The sequence below is a fragment of the Gluconacetobacter johannae genome (assembly GCF_014174305.1).
Lineage (GTDB): Bacteria > Pseudomonadota > Alphaproteobacteria > Acetobacterales > Acetobacteraceae > Gluconacetobacter > Gluconacetobacter johannae.
In genome coordinates this window covers 1-15,710 of the sequence record NZ_JABEQH010000020.1, presented here as the reverse complement: position 1 = coordinate 15,710, position 15,710 = coordinate 1, and the positions used below count along the sequence as shown (strand labels likewise).

At 66.3% G+C, this 15,710-nt stretch carries 17 protein-coding genes and 1 tRNA gene; 13 read left to right on the top strand and 5 right to left on the bottom strand.

From position 1 onward, the window contains the following. The first annotated feature begins 181 nt into the window (after positions 1-181). Complete coding sequence (locus HLH21_RS13860; protein ID WP_182944342.1) at positions 182-1,078, top strand: aldose 1-epimerase family protein; 897 nt, start codon at positions 182-184, stop codon at positions 1,076-1,078. Between the two features lie 123 nt (positions 1,079-1,201). After that, positions 1,202-1,855 (top strand): SOS response-associated peptidase, encoded by a 654-nt coding sequence (locus tag HLH21_RS13855; protein ID WP_182944341.1) that lies wholly within the window; start codon positions 1,202-1,204, stop codon positions 1,853-1,855. Between the two features lie 139 nt (positions 1,856-1,994). Here HLH21_RS13855 and HLH21_RS13850 read toward each other — a convergent pair whose 3' ends face one another. The 3 genes from HLH21_RS13850 to HLH21_RS13840 all read right to left on the bottom strand — a co-directional run bounded on the left by HLH21_RS13850 (position 1,995) and on the right by HLH21_RS13840 (position 4,326). After that, positions 1,995-2,219 carry a DUF2171 domain-containing protein gene (locus HLH21_RS13850; protein WP_182944340.1) on the bottom strand — a complete coding sequence of 75 codons (225 nt, stop codon included), beginning with the start codon at positions 2,217-2,219 and terminating at the stop codon, positions 1,995-1,997. Positions 2,220-2,283: 64 nt separating this feature from the next. Continuing rightward, positions 2,284-2,766, bottom strand: coding sequence for a phosphate-starvation-inducible PsiE family protein (locus HLH21_RS13845; RefSeq protein ID WP_182944339.1), 483 nt, complete (start codon positions 2,764-2,766; stop codon positions 2,284-2,286). A gap of 96 nt (positions 2,767-2,862) precedes the next feature. Continuing rightward, positions 2,863-4,326 (bottom strand): aminotransferase-like domain-containing protein, encoded by a 1,464-nt coding sequence (locus HLH21_RS13840; RefSeq protein WP_220789825.1) that lies wholly within the window; start codon positions 4,324-4,326, stop codon positions 2,863-2,865. A gap of 111 nt (positions 4,327-4,437) precedes the next feature. Between HLH21_RS13840 and HLH21_RS13835 the strand changes: the two genes are divergently transcribed. The 3 genes from HLH21_RS13835 to HLH21_RS13825 all read left to right on the top strand — a co-directional run bounded on the left by HLH21_RS13835 (position 4,438) and on the right by HLH21_RS13825 (position 7,482). After that, the gene (locus tag HLH21_RS13835) at positions 4,438-5,052 is read left to right on the top strand and encodes a LysE family translocator (protein ID WP_182944338.1); all 615 of its coding nucleotides are present in this window, start codon (positions 4,438-4,440) and stop codon (positions 5,050-5,052) included. Then, positions 5,049-5,741, top strand: a complete 693-nt coding sequence (locus HLH21_RS13830) for an aspartate/glutamate racemase family protein (RefSeq protein ID WP_182944337.1) — start codon at positions 5,049-5,051, stop codon at positions 5,739-5,741. Before HLH21_RS13835 ends, HLH21_RS13830 begins: the two co-directional genes overlap by 4 nt. 319 nt (positions 5,742-6,060) lie before the next feature. After that, positions 6,061-7,482: a diguanylate cyclase domain-containing protein gene (locus HLH21_RS13825; protein WP_182944336.1), complete on the top strand. Its 1,422-nt coding sequence runs from the start codon at positions 6,061-6,063 to the stop codon at positions 7,480-7,482. Between the two features lie 104 nt (positions 7,483-7,586). Here HLH21_RS13825 and HLH21_RS13820 read toward each other — a convergent pair. Continuing rightward, positions 7,587-7,662, bottom strand: a tRNA-Ala gene (locus tag HLH21_RS13820). Positions 7,663-7,793: 131 nt separating this feature from the next. On the opposite strand from HLH21_RS13820, the gene HLH21_RS13815 reads away from it, so the two are divergent. Both HLH21_RS13815 and HLH21_RS13810 read left to right on the top strand, forming a co-directional pair. After that, complete coding sequence (locus HLH21_RS13815; RefSeq protein WP_182944335.1) at positions 7,794-8,102, top strand: YggT family protein; 309 nt, start codon at positions 7,794-7,796, stop codon at positions 8,100-8,102. Positions 8,103-8,189: 87 nt separating this feature from the next. Then, positions 8,190-8,600, top strand: a complete 411-nt coding sequence (locus tag HLH21_RS13810; protein ID WP_182944334.1) for a YjjA family protein — start codon at positions 8,190-8,192, stop codon at positions 8,598-8,600. Between the two features lie 36 nt (positions 8,601-8,636). Here the strand turns inward: HLH21_RS13810 and HLH21_RS13805 are convergent, their stop codons facing one another. Then, entirely contained in the window at positions 8,637-9,674 is a 1,038-nt protein-coding gene (locus tag HLH21_RS13805; RefSeq protein ID WP_182944396.1) for an L-idonate 5-dehydrogenase, read from the bottom strand. Positions 9,675-9,858: 184 nt separating this feature from the next. Here HLH21_RS13805 and HLH21_RS13800 point away from each other — a divergent pair, with 184 nt between their 5' ends. The 6 genes from HLH21_RS13800 to HLH21_RS13775 all read left to right on the top strand — a co-directional run bounded on the left by HLH21_RS13800 (position 9,859) and on the right by HLH21_RS13775 (position 15,521). Next, entirely contained in the window at positions 9,859-10,395 is a 537-nt protein-coding gene (locus HLH21_RS13800) for a heme-degrading domain-containing protein (RefSeq protein ID WP_182944333.1), read from the top strand. 320 nt (positions 10,396-10,715) lie between these two features. Beyond that, positions 10,716-11,720 carry a Gfo/Idh/MocA family protein gene (locus HLH21_RS13795; protein WP_182944332.1) on the top strand — a complete coding sequence of 335 codons (1,005 nt, stop codon included), beginning with the start codon at positions 10,716-10,718 and terminating at the stop codon, positions 11,718-11,720. Beyond that, positions 11,717-13,144, top strand: coding sequence for an MFS transporter (locus tag HLH21_RS13790; protein ID WP_246379768.1), 1,428 nt, complete (start codon positions 11,717-11,719; stop codon positions 13,142-13,144). Before HLH21_RS13795 ends, HLH21_RS13790 begins: the two co-directional genes overlap by 4 nt. A gap of 79 nt (positions 13,145-13,223) precedes the next feature. Beyond that, positions 13,224-13,979: a 2-keto-4-pentenoate hydratase gene (locus HLH21_RS13785; protein WP_264811693.1), complete on the top strand. Its 756-nt coding sequence runs from the start codon at positions 13,224-13,226 to the stop codon at positions 13,977-13,979. 52 nt (positions 13,980-14,031) lie between these two features. Beyond that, a complete protein-coding gene (locus HLH21_RS13780; RefSeq protein WP_182944330.1) occupies positions 14,032-14,958 on the top strand; it encodes a 2-hydroxyacid dehydrogenase in 927 nt (308 codons plus the stop codon). Between the two features lie 71 nt (positions 14,959-15,029). Then, on the top strand, positions 15,030-15,521 hold the full coding sequence (locus HLH21_RS13775; RefSeq protein WP_182944329.1) for a UPF0262 family protein: 492 nt from the start codon (positions 15,030-15,032) through the stop codon (positions 15,519-15,521). The last annotated feature ends 189 nt before the right edge of the window (positions 15,522-15,710 follow it).

Genomic DNA, 15,710 nt, shown 5'->3' with positions numbered 1-15,710 from the left:
GGACAGCGCCCTTTGGAAACCCAGAACTTCATAAAACGAACGGGATGCAAGGGCCGAGGCCCTTGCCGGGTTCGGGCGGAGCCCGACCTTCCTTTCAGGGCCTATGGGGCAAAGCCTTTATGAAATGACGCGGCCGCATGTTTTCCGATAGGTTCGGCCCGTCAGGATGGAGGTAGCGACAATGGACGCAACGGATCACGCATTCGGGACAGACCGCATAACGGTTCGCGTCGCCGCGGCGGGGGCCGAGCTTCATTCGCTGCGCGATGCGGCGGGGCGCGAGCATATCTGGCCCGGCCTGCCGGCGTGGCCGCGCCATGCGCCGGTCCTGTTTCCCATCGTCGGGCGACTGGCAGACGACACGGCCTGGATCGACGGCAAGCCCTACCACCTGACCCAGCACGGTTTCGCCCGCGATCGGATGTTCAGCTGGGTCGAGCGGACGGCGGCCGGATGCACGCTGGTCCTGACCGAGGACGAGGCCAGCCGGCAGATCTTTCCCTTCCGTTTTTCCCTGACGATCACGTATCGGGTCGACGGCGACACGCTGCATGTCGGCTATACGCTGTACAATCCCGATGATCGCGTCGTCCTGCATGCGTCGCTGGGCACGCATCCCGCCTTTGCCTGGCCCTTGCGTCCCGACGTGGCGAAGGGGGACCATGTCCTGGAATTCGCCCAGCCGGAACCCGCGCCGGTCCGACGGCTGGAAAAGGGATTGCTGCTGCCCGACCTGTTTCCCTCGCCGATCGAAGGGCGGGTCTTGAAATTGTCCGAAGATTTGTTCGCGACTGATGCGCTGATCCTGGATCATCCGGCCAGCCGGCAGGTCACGTTCCGCACCCTCGATGGCGACGGGCTGACGATGGAATGGCACGGGTTCGAGCAACTGGGCCTGTGGATGAAGCCGGGGGCGGATTTCCTGTGCCTCGAACCGTGGTACGGTTTTGCCAGCCCGGTGGATTTTTCAGGGGATTTCGAAACGAAGCCGGGTTTGCTGCATATTGCGCCCGGTGAAAGCTGGGCCGCCGCATGGTCGGTAAGGCTGGAGCCTGGTCTTAATCCGTCGTATGAATGATTCTTCGGCGGCGTATCTCAGGCACTGCCCTGAAACCCAGTCATTTTGTCCATGATCGGGGTCCAGGGCCTCAGGCCCTGGTGGGTTCGGGCAAAGCCCGATTTGAATACGGTCGTTTTTCGAATGTGTGGACGGTTTGCCAACGATCTGCCGAAAGAGCTGATGCAACAGGTCTTCCGGACGACGGGTCCGGCGCCGGACTGGCTGGCATCCTGGAACATCGCGCCACGACAGCCCGCGCCGGTCGTGCGGCGTCATCCGGCGACGGGCGAACGCAGGCTGGATCTGCTGATGTGGGGCCTGGTGCCCAACTGGGCACGGAACATGGACCGGCAGCCGATCAATGCGCGCGCCGAAACGGTGGCGACGTCCGGCATGTTTCGCGCGGCGTTCCGATCGCGCCGGTGCCTGGTCCCGGCGACGGCCTATTACGAATGGAAGACCGGTTCGCACCCCCGCGCGCCCTATGCCTTCGCACGACGCGACGGGGCGCCACTGGCGCTGGCCGGCCTGTGGGAGTCGTGGGAATACGAGGGCGATATCCTGCGTACGTTCGCGATCATCACTACCCGCGCCAGCGACGCGGTGCGGCCGATCCACGACCGGATGCCTGTCATTGTCGCCGACCGGGACCAGGATATGTGGCTGAATGCCCCGCCCCAGGTCGCAAGCGATCTGCTGCACGGGACCGGGGACGATGTCCTGCGCTTCTGGCCGATCGGCATGGCCGTGAACGACACACGCAACAACGGACCGGAATTGCTGCACGCGGGCTGACAATCGGGGGCGGGTGGTGAAGGCAAGGGTTTCACCCTTGACCCATCAAAGGGCATAGCCCTTTGGAAACCCAGGATTTTATAAACGAATGGGATGCAAGGGCCGAGGCCCTTGCCGGGTTCGGGCAGAGCCCGACCTGTTATTCCTCGAACGTCACCGCGACGTCGCCGTTCGCCGACAGCCGCACGGTGTCGCCTTCGACGCCGGCGATCAGGCCGATCGAGATGTAGTGATATTTGCCATCCGCGGCGTCTGTTTTCGCCAGCCGGATACGATGGCGCTCGACATGATCGACAGTGCCGACATGCACGCCGTCGGCGCCGATCACATCGGCGTGTTCCTTGATCCGGGTCAGGTCAACCATCGGATTTACCCCAATGCTCCAGACCCGGTCTAACGCGGCATCGCATGCCCGGTTGCGGCGCTGGTCAGGGGTGTTCCGCGTGGTGGATGTCATCCGCCGTGGACGATGCCGGGGCCGGCGTGCGGATAAGCCAGTAGACGACGCCCAGGGACAGGACGGCGGCCGACAGCGCCAGCATTTCCATGACATTCACGCCGCTGAGGTCGAGGACGATGAATTTCCGCACCGTGGCCATCATCCCGATCAGCAGCACCGAGCGCATGCGGACCATGCTGTGCGGCTGGACATCGGGCAGCACCAGGATGGAATGTTTGAATTCCAGGGCGATCAGGACGGTAAAGAACATGCCGAACAGACTCTGCAGCACCTGCGGGCTGGTGGGCGACAGACCGGTTGTCAGCAGCATGTGTCCGACGGCCACGACGACATGGAACAGCGACAGGCTGGCGATGATGACAATCAGGAATGTCAGCACCAGCATCGCGCATTCCTCGAACAGGTCGAACGCCTTCGCCGTCTGCAGGAAGCCTGGTATTCGGGAAATCATATTGGTCCGCCTCTGTCTGTTCCACGCGATGGCGGCGAAGGTAACAGAAACGCGATCTCTTAGACATCGTAAGGCCGGAAAGCATGGAAGGCGGGCTTATGCCGCCTGTGCGCCGGCTTCGGCCAGGATGGTACGCAGGACCGGCCATAGTTTCGGCTGGTCCGCGACGCTGACGGTAAAGCGCAGCATGGTGGACGGGGCCTGCATCGGCGAGAACAGCGAGCCGGGCGCCAGCAGTACGCCATGTTCCGTGGCCACGCGTGCGACGGTTTCGGAATCGCGCCCGCAATCGGCCCACACGAACATGCCCGCATAAGGCAGATGCGGCAGCCTCAGGCCACAGCCGGTCAGGGCCTCGATGCAGCGATGGCGCGCCTGGTCGACACGCTGGCGGACACGGGTCAGGTGCCGCGCATAATGGCCTTCATGCAGAAGGCGATGCACCACGCTTTCGCCCAGGCGCGGCGTCGTCAGCCCGGCCAGCAGCTTCAGTTCGGTCAGGCGCGCGATCAGTTCCGGCCGCGCGGCCAGCATCCCCACCCGCAGGCCCGCCGCCAGCGTCTTGGCGTAGCCGCCGACCAGGATGACGCGGCGCAGGCGGTCCAGCGTGGCCAGCCTGATGGGCACGCCGGGGTGGAAATCCGCATAGGTATCGTCTTCCACGATCAGGAAATCGTGCCGTTCGGCCAGGCGCAGCACGTCATGGGCCGCCGCCGCGCCCAGCGTATGGCCGGTCGGGTTGTGCACCGCGCTGTTCATCAGGAACAGCCGGGGCCGATGTGTCGCGGCCAGCCGGTCCAGCGCCTCCAGGTCGGGGCCGTCCGGGCCGCGCGGCACGCCGACGATGCGCGTGCCATAGGCCGCCAGCCGTCCGAACAGCAGGAACCAGCCGGGGTCCTCGACCAGGACGGTGTCGCCGGGTTGCACCAGCAGACGCAGGACCAGATCCAGCCCCTGGGTCACGCCGGCGGTCGTCATCAGGTGATGGTCGGGATGGGCGGCGATGCCCTGGCTTTGCAGGGTCGAGGCCAGTTGCGCGCGCAGCGGCGGGTGTCCACGGGGATGGCCATAATCGAGAAATTCCGCGCCGGCCTGGCGACCGACCGCGCGGATGGCGGCCGTGACCATCTCCGCATCCAGCCAGCCCGGGGGCAGAAGGCCGGCGCCGGCCGGAATGGCGACCGGCGCGCCGTCATCGAACATGCCGCGCAGCAGCCATGCGACATCCAGCCGCGATGACGGCGCCCCGGCCGGCGAGACCGCATCGGCGATCGGCGGCGCCGCCGCCCGCGTTCGCACGAAATAGCCCGACCCATGGCGGGGTTCGACCAGGCCGCGCGCCACCAGCCGCTCGTAGGCCTCGACGACGGTGAAGCGGCTGACGCCGGCGCTGTCGGCCATGCGCCGCACCGACGGCAGGCGGCTGCCCGGACGCAGGGCATGATCGGCGATGCGGGCCGACAGTTCGTCTTCCAACTGGGCGATCAGCGTCCGGTCGCCGCCGCGCACCGGCCGCCAGCGGGGCAGCAGGACCGAGGGGCGGGGGTGTTCAACTGGCATGGTCCGATTCCCAGTACAGTATGGATAAAGGCAGATAAACTGTACCGGTCCTGTTCCGGCCAGATCGTCAATACTGCCGGCAGCCGCCTTTCCGCAAACGGAGATTTACGCATGTCCGCCTTCTGGCATAGTTTCGGACCCTTGGCCGTGTTCGCCCTGGTCGCCTCGATCACGCCCGGCCCGAACAATACGATGCTGGCGGCATCGGGCCTGACCCACGGCTTCCGGCGGACGCTGCCTCATATGCTGGGCGTCTCGGTGGGCTTCGTGGTCATGGTGGCGCTGGTGGGCGTGGGGCTGGGCACGGTCTTCGACCGGCTGCCCTGGCTGTATGTGGTGCTGAAATATGTCAGCGCGGTCTACCTGCTGTGGCTGGCGTGGAAGATCGCGCGGGCGGGCGCCGGCGCCTCGTCGGCCGGGGGCGGGCGGCCGCTGGGCTTTCTCCAGGCGGCGGGTTTCCAGTGGGTGAACCCGAAGGCGTGGGTCATGGCCATCGGCATCGTGTCCGCCTATACGCCCCGCGACGATTTCCTGTTCAACCTGCTGGTCGCCTGCCTGATCTGCGGGGCGATCAACCTGCCGACGGTCAGCCTCTGGGCGGGGTTCGGCGCCGGCATGCGGCGCTGGCTGGCGCGTCCGGCCATCCTGCGCGGCTTCAATGTGGGGATGGCGCTGCTGCTGGTGGCGTCGCTCTACCCCCTGATGCAGGAGGCCGCCACGCGATGAAGACGATCGGCCTGATCGGCGGCATGAGCTGGGAGAGTTCGGCAGTCTATTACCGCCTGATTAATGACGGCGTGCGCCGGCGCCTGGGCGGGCTGCATTCGGCGCGCTGCCTGATATGGTCGTTCGATTTCGCGGACATCGAGGCCCTGCAGCGCGCCGGCCGCTGGGACGACGCGACAGCGCTGATGATCGACGCGGCGCGACGGCTGGAACGCGGCGGGGCGGCCTTCGTGATGATCTGCACGAACACCATGCACCGCATGGCCGACGACGTGCAGGATGCCATCGGCGTTTCGTTGCTGCATATCGCCGACCCGACGGCCGACCGCATCCGCGCGGACGGGCTGCGCCGCGTGGGCCTGCTGGGCACGGCCTTCACCATGGAGCAGGATTTCTACAAGGGCCGCCTCGCCGGGCGGCACGGGCTGGACGTGCTGGTCCCGGACGCGGACGACCGCCAGACGATCCATCGGGTGATCTTTCAGGAACTGGTGCAGGGGCGATTGCTGCCGGCCTCCCGCCAGGCGTGCCGCGAGATCATCGGGCGGCTGGTGGAACGCGGGGCCCAGGCGGTCATCCTGGGCTGCACGGAACTCATGCTGCTGCTCGGCCCGCAGGACAGTCCGGTGCCGCTGTACGACACCACTGCGCTCCATGCCCAGGCCGCAGTGACGATGAGCCTGGAGTGATCCCGATGGCCTCCGTGCCATAAATAATACGACAAGAAGAATAGTCCTTCTTGACCCGGCGCCGCGAAGCTTTCATCCATAACAGAAGAGCGCGCTTGGGACCCCATATCGCAATGTCTGTGCACATGGTTCGTAATACTGTGTCCAAAGACTATGCCCTGATGTCCACCGCGTGTTGAAAAGGGGACAGGAAGGGGCGCACGTTACAGGAGCAAGGCAGGCATAGTTTCGCCGGCAGCCCCTGTCTGGCGCCGTCTCGTTGATATGGAGAACTTGATTGGGTTGGAGACCTTGTCGACCGGTTGAGTTCAAACGGGGCATGGACAGTGCTGTCCTGCTGGTGCTTGCCTTCGGGGCATGCGCCCTGACGACGCGCTTCCTCTGCTCCGACGAGTTCGGCTATTCCGCGTTCTGGCCGGCCAACGCGGCAATGCTCGTCGCCCTGCTTACCCTGCGGGCGCGCCTCTCGGCCTTCGTCCTGGTGGCGTGCTTTCTCCTGAATGTCTTCATTAACAAACTGAGCGCCCTGTCGCCGACCGAGTCGCTGCTCGCCTGCGCTCTCAACGTGATACAGGTGCTGATTGCAGCACCCTTCACCCGGCGTTTCTGCGGCGCGCTGACGGATCTGACGCGGCCGCGCCGTTTCGTGGCGTTCACGATCATTGCGATGCTGTCCGCCGCCGCCGAGGCAGGGATCGGTGTCATGATCGAGGTCGTGTTCCTCAACGACCCCGCCACGCCGCTGGCGGAATGGATGCAATGGGTTTTGTGCGACGCGCTGGGCCTGCTGCTGGCGACGCCCGTGGCGCTTTACCTGGTACGATCGTCACCGCGCGCGCCGACGCATCCCGATTTCGACGCCAAGGTCGTCACCCTGCTTCTGCTGTGCATCCTGTTGACGATCGTGAGTTTCTCCTGGTCCCGGTCGCCGCTGTTTCTGTTCATCTATCCGATGCTGGCGACGCTGGCCTTCCATGCCAGGCCAACCTGGATCCTCATCCTGATCTTCTTCGTTTCACTCTTCGCCGCGGCGCTGACACAACATGGCTTCGGACCGATCGCCCTGCTGTCGCCGGATGGGCATCTGATGCGCGAGGGCATGCTGCAGCCGTATCTGTTCTCGCTGTTCCTGGTGGTGCTGCCGATCAACAACGCCATCGGCGAGGGGCGCCGCTCGACCCGTAGGCTGCTGCTGCTGAAGCTCAATCTGCAACATGCCGCGACGCACGACATGCTGACGTCGGCGATGAATCGCCAGAGGTTTGAAGCGGTCCTGGGGTCGATGATCCGCAACGCCGCCTCCGGCGCCGTGCTGTTCATCGACATCGACGATTTCAAGGGCATCAACGACAGTCTGGGGCACCAGGCGGGAGACGATTTTCTCAGGGTGTTCAGCGCCAGGCTGATCGAGTTGATCCAAGGGCTCCAGGGCTGCGTGGCGCGCTATGGCGGCGACGAATTCGTGGCGATCATTCCCGGAACGTTCTCATACGAGAAGCTCGACCTTCTCTGCGCCTCCATATCGGACAGTCTGCGCGAACCGTACCGATTTTCCGGAATCGAACGGTCGATAACCGCCAGCATCGGCGCGGCGAAGATTGATTCGAACAACCTCGATACCGACGACATCATGCGTAGGGCCGATATCGCCCTCTATACGACCAAGGCGTCGGGTCGCAACGGCTACACCCTGTTCAACGACCATGTCGTCGAAGTCGCATGCGCGAAGGTCGCATCATGAATGCCGTTCCGCGGCCTTTTTGCGCCGGACCCCGATCTCAAGAGGGAACGGATTTCCGGCCTCTTGGCTAATACGCTGATTTTTTTGAAAAGAACGTCGGCCAGTGGTGGAGCTGAGGGGAATCGAACCCCTGACCTCCTCATTGCGAACGAGGCGCTCTCCCAACTGAGCTACAGCCCCACTGCCTGACGGGCTGGATAAATAACGGCCCGCCGGCGTTTGTCAAGCGGGGATCCGTGGGCAGGGTGGAGTTGTGCCGCCCTGCGGCTGGCGATAGGATTTCCGTCCAGCCATCGCAGGGGATTGCCGCGTTGATCACTCTTGTCTTCACCCTGTTATTCGAACTGATCCGGCTATACACGTGGGTGCTGGTGATCTCGTGCGTATTCAGTTTCCTGTATGGATTCGGCGTGCTCGATACCCGTAACCGGATCGTGTGGAATATCGGCGCTTTCCTGAATCGCCTGACCGAACCCGTCCTGCAGCCGATCCGCCGTATCCTGCCCGCGATGGGCAACATGGATTTCAGCCCGCTGGTGCTGCTGCTGCTGATCCAGTACCTCCTCACCCCGCTGCTGCGGCAGCTTTACTATGCCCTGATCGTCGGCGGCGTACCCTGAAAAACCGGGCAGGCCTTCGCCGTTATTCATGATGCGAACATAATTCCGGCCCAGGATGGCCGGTCTGATGAGAGAAAGGACCTGGCCATGACCGGACGTATCGCCGTTTCGTCGGCTCTTGCCGTTCTGGCGCTCGCGGCGGGTGTCGAGGCGGCGCGGGCGCAGATGCCGAGCATGCCGGGGATGCCCGGCATGAACATGGGCAGCGGGCTGGGGCTGCCGTCGGTGACGTCGGCGGCGCCGGGCAATCTGGCGGGCGTGCTGGGGTTCTGCGTGCAGAACAATTACCTGGGCGCCGGCGCGGCGTCCCCGGTCATGAGCGCCCTGGGCCAGAAGACCGGCACCGACAGCAGCCAGTACCAGGCGGGGCAACGCGGCCTGCTGGATACCGGAAATGGCGGGACATTCTCGCTGGCCGGCGCCGGTCAGGGCATCAAGCAGCAGATGACGCAGAAAATCTGCAACATGGTCCTCAGCCGCGCGCAATCCCTGCTGTAACCGCGGGGCCGCTGCCCTCGCACGCCACCCGCCGCCTCAGTCGCCGATACTGAGCAGCACCTTCGACGCGCTCTGCCGGTCGGATGAGGCGGCGAAGGCGGCGTCATAGGAGGTGAAGCCGAATTCGTGGGTGACCAGCCCGTCGGCGATGCCCGGATGCGTCGCCAGCAGGTCCAGCGCGTCGGCGAATTCGGAATCGAAGCGGAACGAGCCGCGTACATCCAGCTCGCGCGCGATGATCTGCGCCATCGGCACCTCGATATTGCCAGGGGGGAACATCCCGACCTGAACCAGGATGCCGCCCCGGCGCGTATGCGCGATGGCGAAGGGCAGGGCCCGGACGACGCCCGTGGCCTCGAACACGATGTCGAATTCCTCGTCGGGCGCGGTGGTGGCGGTGTTCCAGGTCTCGGTCGCGCCCAGGCGGCGGGCGACCGACAGCGGAAAATCATGCAGGTCGGTGGCCACGATGCGGGCGGCCCCCCGCACGGCCAGGCCGGCGACGATCAGCGCCCCGATGGGGCCCGATCCCTGCACCAGCACCGAGGCCCCGGCGCAATTCCCGGCACGGGCGATGGCGTGCAGCGCCACCGCGAACGGCTCGGCCAGCGCCGCGCGGCGCAGATCCAGCCCCGGCGGCAGATGATGCAGTTGCGACGCGGCGACGGTCATGATCCGGCGGAACCCGCCATGCGTGTGGGGCAGGTAGGCCGCGCTGCCGAAGAACCGCATGTTGCGGCACAGGTTATGCAGCCCGCGCCGGCATTCGGGGCATGTCCCGCACGGGCGGGCCGGGTGGATCGCGACCGGGTCCCCGGCCTGGAAACCGGTGACGTTCGCGCCGCAGGACAGGACGACGCCCGACACCTCATGTCCCAGGACCATGGGTTCGCGCAGGACGGACGCGCCCACGCCCCCATGGTGCAGGTAGTGCATGTCCGACCCGCAGATGCCGCCCCAGGCGATGCGGACACTGACCTCGTCCGGGCCGGGGGGCGGAAGTGCCATCGAATCCAACCGCAGGTCGCCCGCGCCATGGATGACCAGGGCGTCGGTGGTGGAAAGATCCGTCATGAGATCCATCGCGTCGATATCCGCAGGGAAGGGGGAGCCGGCTGGGCGTGTCGCGACTATTGATCCGGATCGGGGGCGACAGAAATCACGATAAAGTCACTCTCGGCCGCCACGATGTTTTCGGTGCTATCGCGGCTCATCATGTCGCCGCATCGCGGCGTCGTAGAGGCACGGAGCACAGGGTATGGCGGATCAGGCAGAAACAGGCGGCGCGGCCAGCGGCATATCGTCGGTGGTCAGGGACCTGGACCTGATCGCCCGGCAGGAGCAGGACCTAGTCCTGCCCGGCCTGACCGAGGCCGACGCCTGGGAACTGGGATGCTGGCTGCGGCAGAGGGCGGCGGACAGACACCACCCGATCGCGATCGACATCCGGCGCGGCGGGCAGACGCTGTTCAGCGCATGCCTGGAGGGGGCGACGCCGGACAACCTGGGCTGGATCGCGCGCAAGACCCGCGTGGCCGAACGCTTCCACCGCCCGTCCTATGCGATCGGGCTGCTGCTGCAGCAGGAAGGCAAGACCATCACCACGCGCTTCGGCCTGCCGGAGGCCGAGTACGCCCCCTTTGGCGGGGCCTTTCCGCTGCGTGTGCGCGGGGTCGGGGTGGTGGGCACGGTCTGCGTGTCCGGCCTGCCGCAACGCGAGGATCACCGGCTGGTGGTCGAGGCGCTGGGCGCGTTCCTGGGCGCTCCCATAGACGGGATTCAGCTTCAGCCCTGATCCCATCTATAAATTTTGCAGCGCACAAATACGAATTTGTGAAGTGGATCGTCTTCGCGGGCGCTTGCGGCGCGTCGGGCGATGGCCTCTATCATGACCGCTCGTAGCCTGCGGGGGCGGTGCGCCATGCCGTCCTCGGGAAACGGATTGCCCGGACGACCGACAGACAGGGCCGGAACGTGAGGAAAGAGGGCCGGATGCGGCCCGACGGAACTCTCGAAGCCGTATCGTGTTTTTGGTGCAACGTCCGACCGCCACGGCAATCTCAACAATAACATAACGGGAACGGACCGGGGCCTGGCGCCTCGAGGGAGGACGGAATGACGCATCCGACCGGATGGGGTCTGATAGGTGCCAGCAATGTCGCACGGGAATGGATCATCGACGCGATCCGGGCACAGCCCGGAAGCGAGGTCCGCGCGGTTCTGAGCAGCAGCGCCGAGCGTGGCGCCGCCTTCGCCCGCGACAACGACATTGCCTGGCACACCACGTCGCTCGACGACCTGCTGTCCAGGCCGGACATCGACGCGGTGTACGTCAGCACGAACAATCGCCTGCATTTCGAGCAGACCATCGCCGCGGCGCGGGCCGGCAAGCACGTGCTGTGCGAAAAACCCCTTGCCCTGTCGGTCGAGGATGCGAACGAGATGGTCCGCGTCTGTCGCGCCTGCGACGTGGTGCTGGGCACCAACCACCATCTACGCAATGCGGCGACCCATATCGCGATCCACGGCATGATCGAGGACGGGCGGGTCGGGCGGCTGATCGGCGGACGGGTCTTCCACGCCAATTATCTGGCCGCCGCCCTGCAGGGCTGGCGCGTCAACGACCAGGGCGGCGGGGTGATCCTGGACAGCACCATCCATGATATCGACACCCTGCGTTTCCTGTTCGACCAGGACCCGATCAGCGTCTTCGCCATGACGCAGAGCGGCCGTCTGGCCCAGGACGGGATCGAGGACGGGATCATGGCCGTCCTGCGCTTCCCCGACGACATGCTGGTCCAGATCCACGGCGGCTACACCGTGCCCTATGCGCCGGGCGGGGTGGAAATCATGGGAGAGCGCGGCGTCATCATCGGCCGCGATTGCATGAGCCAGCGGCCGATCGGCACGGTGTCGGTGCGCGATGGCGACGGCGAACGCGAAATTCCGTTAAAGCACCATAATCTTTATCATCGCGCATTGGAGCTGTTCACCGATGCCATCCATGGCGGCGGCCTGCCGGCCGCCACCGGCGAGGACGGGGTTGCCTCGCTGGCCATTGCGCTGGCCCTGCGTGAATCCGCCAGAACCGGGCGTGAGATCGGGGTAGACCTGCCATGAAACAGCCAATTCTTGCCGGGGCCGCCGCGATGCGCGCCGCCGGCCCGCTGCCGCGCGCAGCGACCCGGGATGCCGGGATGGCGCATCACGCCGTGACCACGGCCGACCTGCGCCGCGCGGCCTGGACCAGTTCCCTGGGCAGCGCCCTCGAATATTACGATTTCGCGCTCTACAGCCTGGCGGCGGCGCTGGTGTTCGGGCCGCTCTTCTTTCCGCACCAGAGCCCCAGCATCGCGCTGATCTCCAGCTTCGGCACCTATTTCCTGGGCTTTGCCGTCCGGCCTGTCGGCGGCATCCTGTTCGGGATGATGGGCGACCGGTACGGGCGCAAGATGGTCCTGCTGATTACCGTCACCCTGATGGGCGGCGCCAGCACCGCGATCGGCCTGATCCCGACCTACCAGAGCATCGGCATCTGGGCGCCGGTGCTGCTGATCGTGCTGCGCCTGTTGCAGGGGCTGGGGGCCGGCGCGGAACAGGCGGGCGCCGCCGTGCTGATGACCGAATATGCGCCGAAGGGGCAGCGGGGATTCTATGCCGCGCTGCCGTTCCTGGGCATCCAGATCGGCACCGTCGTTGCGGCGGTCGTGTATTTCGCGCTGCTGTTCCATGTCCAGGACGTCCTGGACAGCTGGATGTGGCGCCTGCCGTTCCTGCTGAGTTCGCTGATCCTGCTGGTGGCGCTGTACATGCGGGTGAAGCTGAAGGAATCACCGGCCTTCGTCGAGATCGAGGAAGAGGAACGCGCGCAGTCGCAATCCCTGCCCGAGGTCGTGCGGGAATCGTGGAAGACGATCCTGCTGGGCATGGGCCTGCGGATGGCGGAAAACGGCGGATCGTCCATCTACCAGGTGCTGGCCGTCAGCTATTCGGTCAATGTGGTGGGCATGCGTAATGCGACGGGCGCGCTGTCCCTGCTGTGCGCCGCGATCGTGGGGGCGTTCATCGTGCCGACCGCCGGCATGCTCAGTGACCGGTTCGGGCGGATCAGGGTCTATCGCGCCTTCGCGATCCTGCAACTCGTGGCCGCGATCCCGGTGTGGTACACCCTCAGCCTCGGCTACCTGCCGCTGACCATCCTGGCCCTGTCCATCGCGCTGGGCTGCGCCACCTGGGGGATGTTCGGAACGCAGGGGGCCCTGTTGCCGGAAATGTTCGGCAGCCGTCACCGGTATCTGGGCGTGTCGATGACGCGCGAGATCTCGGCCGTGCTGTCGGGCGGGCTGGCCCCGCTGGTGGGGTCGGTCATCATCGCCATGGTGTCGAGCCATTATGCCGGCGCGGCCCGTCCGGGCCTGATCTCGTGGCTGCCGCTGGCGCTGTATGTCATGCTGCTGGCCTGCATGACCATCGTGGCCACCCTGTTCGCGCCCGAACCGCGCGATCGCGACCTGCTGGACCGGCGGGACCTCATCAATACCTGAGGAGCCGCGCCGCCTCCGGATGGTTTTCCCCGCCGGGGGCGGTATCGTGGCGTCGTTTTTGGCGTGCAGGAGTATCTACGTGACCGCTTCAGTCGATCATCTGGCCGGGTCCTTTCTCCGGGTCCGGTCGGGTGCGCCACCCCTGGCCCGCCTGCCCGACGGGTGCCGGGTCGTGTCCGCCGCCGACGCCTATGCGGTGCAGCACGAAACCATCCGCGCCCTGGGCGGGCGGATCGCCGGATGGAAGGTCGGGGCCCGCACGCCCGACGCCGAGCCGTTCGCCGCCCCGATCCTGGAGGCGACCCTGTTCGACAGCGCCACCGTGCTGCCGCCGGGCCTGTGCCGCCATATCGGCGTCGAGGCCGAGATCGCCTATCGGTTCGGCCGCGCGCTGCCCCCGCGCGACGCGCCTTACACCACCGCCGAAATCCGCGACGCGATCGCCTCGGTCCACACGGCGATCGAAATCGTGGACACGCGCTTCGTCACCCCCGGCAGCCAGCCGGCGCTGGACCATCTGGCCGACCAGCAGAGCCATGGCGCCCTGTTCGTCGGCCCCCCGGTGACGGACTGGCAATCGCTGGTGCCGCTCGAGGAACGGGTGATCCTGACCATCGACGGCAAGGTGGTCGCCGATCATGTCGGCGGCAATTCGGCGGGCGACCCCATCCGCACGCTGGTCTGGCTGGCCGGGCATGCCGCGCGGTACGCCGGCGGCCTGGCCGAAGGCGCGATCGTCACCACCGGCTCGGCGACCGGCACCCTCTTCGTGGCGCCCGGCGCCCGCGTCAGCGCGACCTTCGCGCACCTGGGCACGCTGTCCATCACCTGCTGACCCCTGTTCCATTCCCCCGCCCGCTCCGCCGGGCGAAGACCGGAGACCATGAATGAAACCCGACATTCTCCTGCTTGAACCGATGATGCCGCAGATCGAAAAGGCGCTGGACGATGCCTATACCGTGCATCGCTTCACCGACGTGGCGGCCCTGAAGGGGGTCGCGTCGTCCATCCGCGGAATCGCGACCGGCGGGGGCGTAGGCGTGCCGCCCGACGTGATGGCGGCGCTGCCGGAACTGGGGATCGTGGCGATCAACGGCATCGGCACCGACGCGGTGGACCTGAACGTGGCGCGCGAACGCGGTATCCGCGTGACGACGACGCCCGGCGTGCTGACCGCCGATGTCGCCGACATGGCCCTGGGCCTGATCCTGGCGACCTGCCGTGGGCTGGCGGTCGGGGACCGGTATGTCCGGGCCGGGTCGTGGGGCACGGCGCCGCTGGCGCTGGGGCACACCGTCACGGGGCAGAAGATGGGGATCCTGGGCCTGGGGCAGGTCGGACGTGCGATCGCCGTGCGGGGCCAGGCGTTCGGCATGCCGATCGCCTATCACGACATCCGCGAATTCCCCGAGACCGGCTACACCTACCATGCCGACCTGGTCGAGCTGGCGCGCGCCAGCGACATCCTTGTCGTCGCGGCGTCCGGCGGCGCGCAGTCGCGCAACATCGTCAACCAGGCGGTGCTGGAGGCCCTGGGCCCCGAGGGCGTGCTGGTCAATGTCGCGCGCGGCAGCGTGGTTGACGAGGAAGCCCTGGTCGCCGCCCTGCAGGCCGGCACATTGGGCGCCGCCGGGCTGGATGTGTTCCAGCACGAACCCCATGTGCCCGACGCCCTGAAGACGATGGACAATGTCGTGTTGCAGCCCCATCGCGCCAGTGCCACGGTGGAGACGCGCCTGGCGATGGGCGACCTGGTCGTCCGCAACCTCGCCGCCTGGTTCGCCGGGGAGTCGCTGCTGACCCCGGTCGTGTAGCGTGAGGACGCCCCGGTGCGGCTCCCGTCCCGGGGCGTGCCGGGGCCAGGGACCGCAGGAAGGGGTTTTCGGTGCATTCATCGCCTGACACGGGGCCGGGAACCCTGGCCCATGTCATCCTCGACGACCTGGATGACGGGCTGCTGGCCAGCCGGACCCGGCGGAATGAGGTCGACCAGGCGATCGCGGATTTGCGGCAGACGGCCCGTTTCATGCCCGAGGGGCTGACCGGGCCGTTCAACCTGCATCTGTCGGTCCAGACCAACGGGCTGGTCTTCGACCTGCGTCACGCCGACGACGACCGGCCGTTACGGATCTATCGGATCTCGCTGATGCCGTTCCGGCGGCTCATCAAGGATTACATCCTGCTGGTCGACAGTTTCGATGAAGCGGTGACCGAGGGCAACACGATGCGGGTCCGGGCCATCGACATGGGGCGGCGCGGCCTGCACAATGACGGCGCCGAACTGATGATCGACCGCCTGCGCGGCAAGATCGAGATGGACGCCGAAACCGCGCGCCGGCTGTTCACCCTGGCCTGCATCCTGCAACAGCGCCGATAAAAGGAAGGCCGGGCGTCAGAGCCTGTTTGAAAATGCGCGCTGGCGGCGATCCGACGCGCGTTTTCTGCGCTTCGGTGCTCGAAAACACACGCCGGGCGCTTCACTGCGTTCCGCTCTCGCTCGCCAGCCCACATTTTCAAACAGGCTTGTCTTATGCATTCCGTGTCGCTGCGTGCGACAAAGGACTGA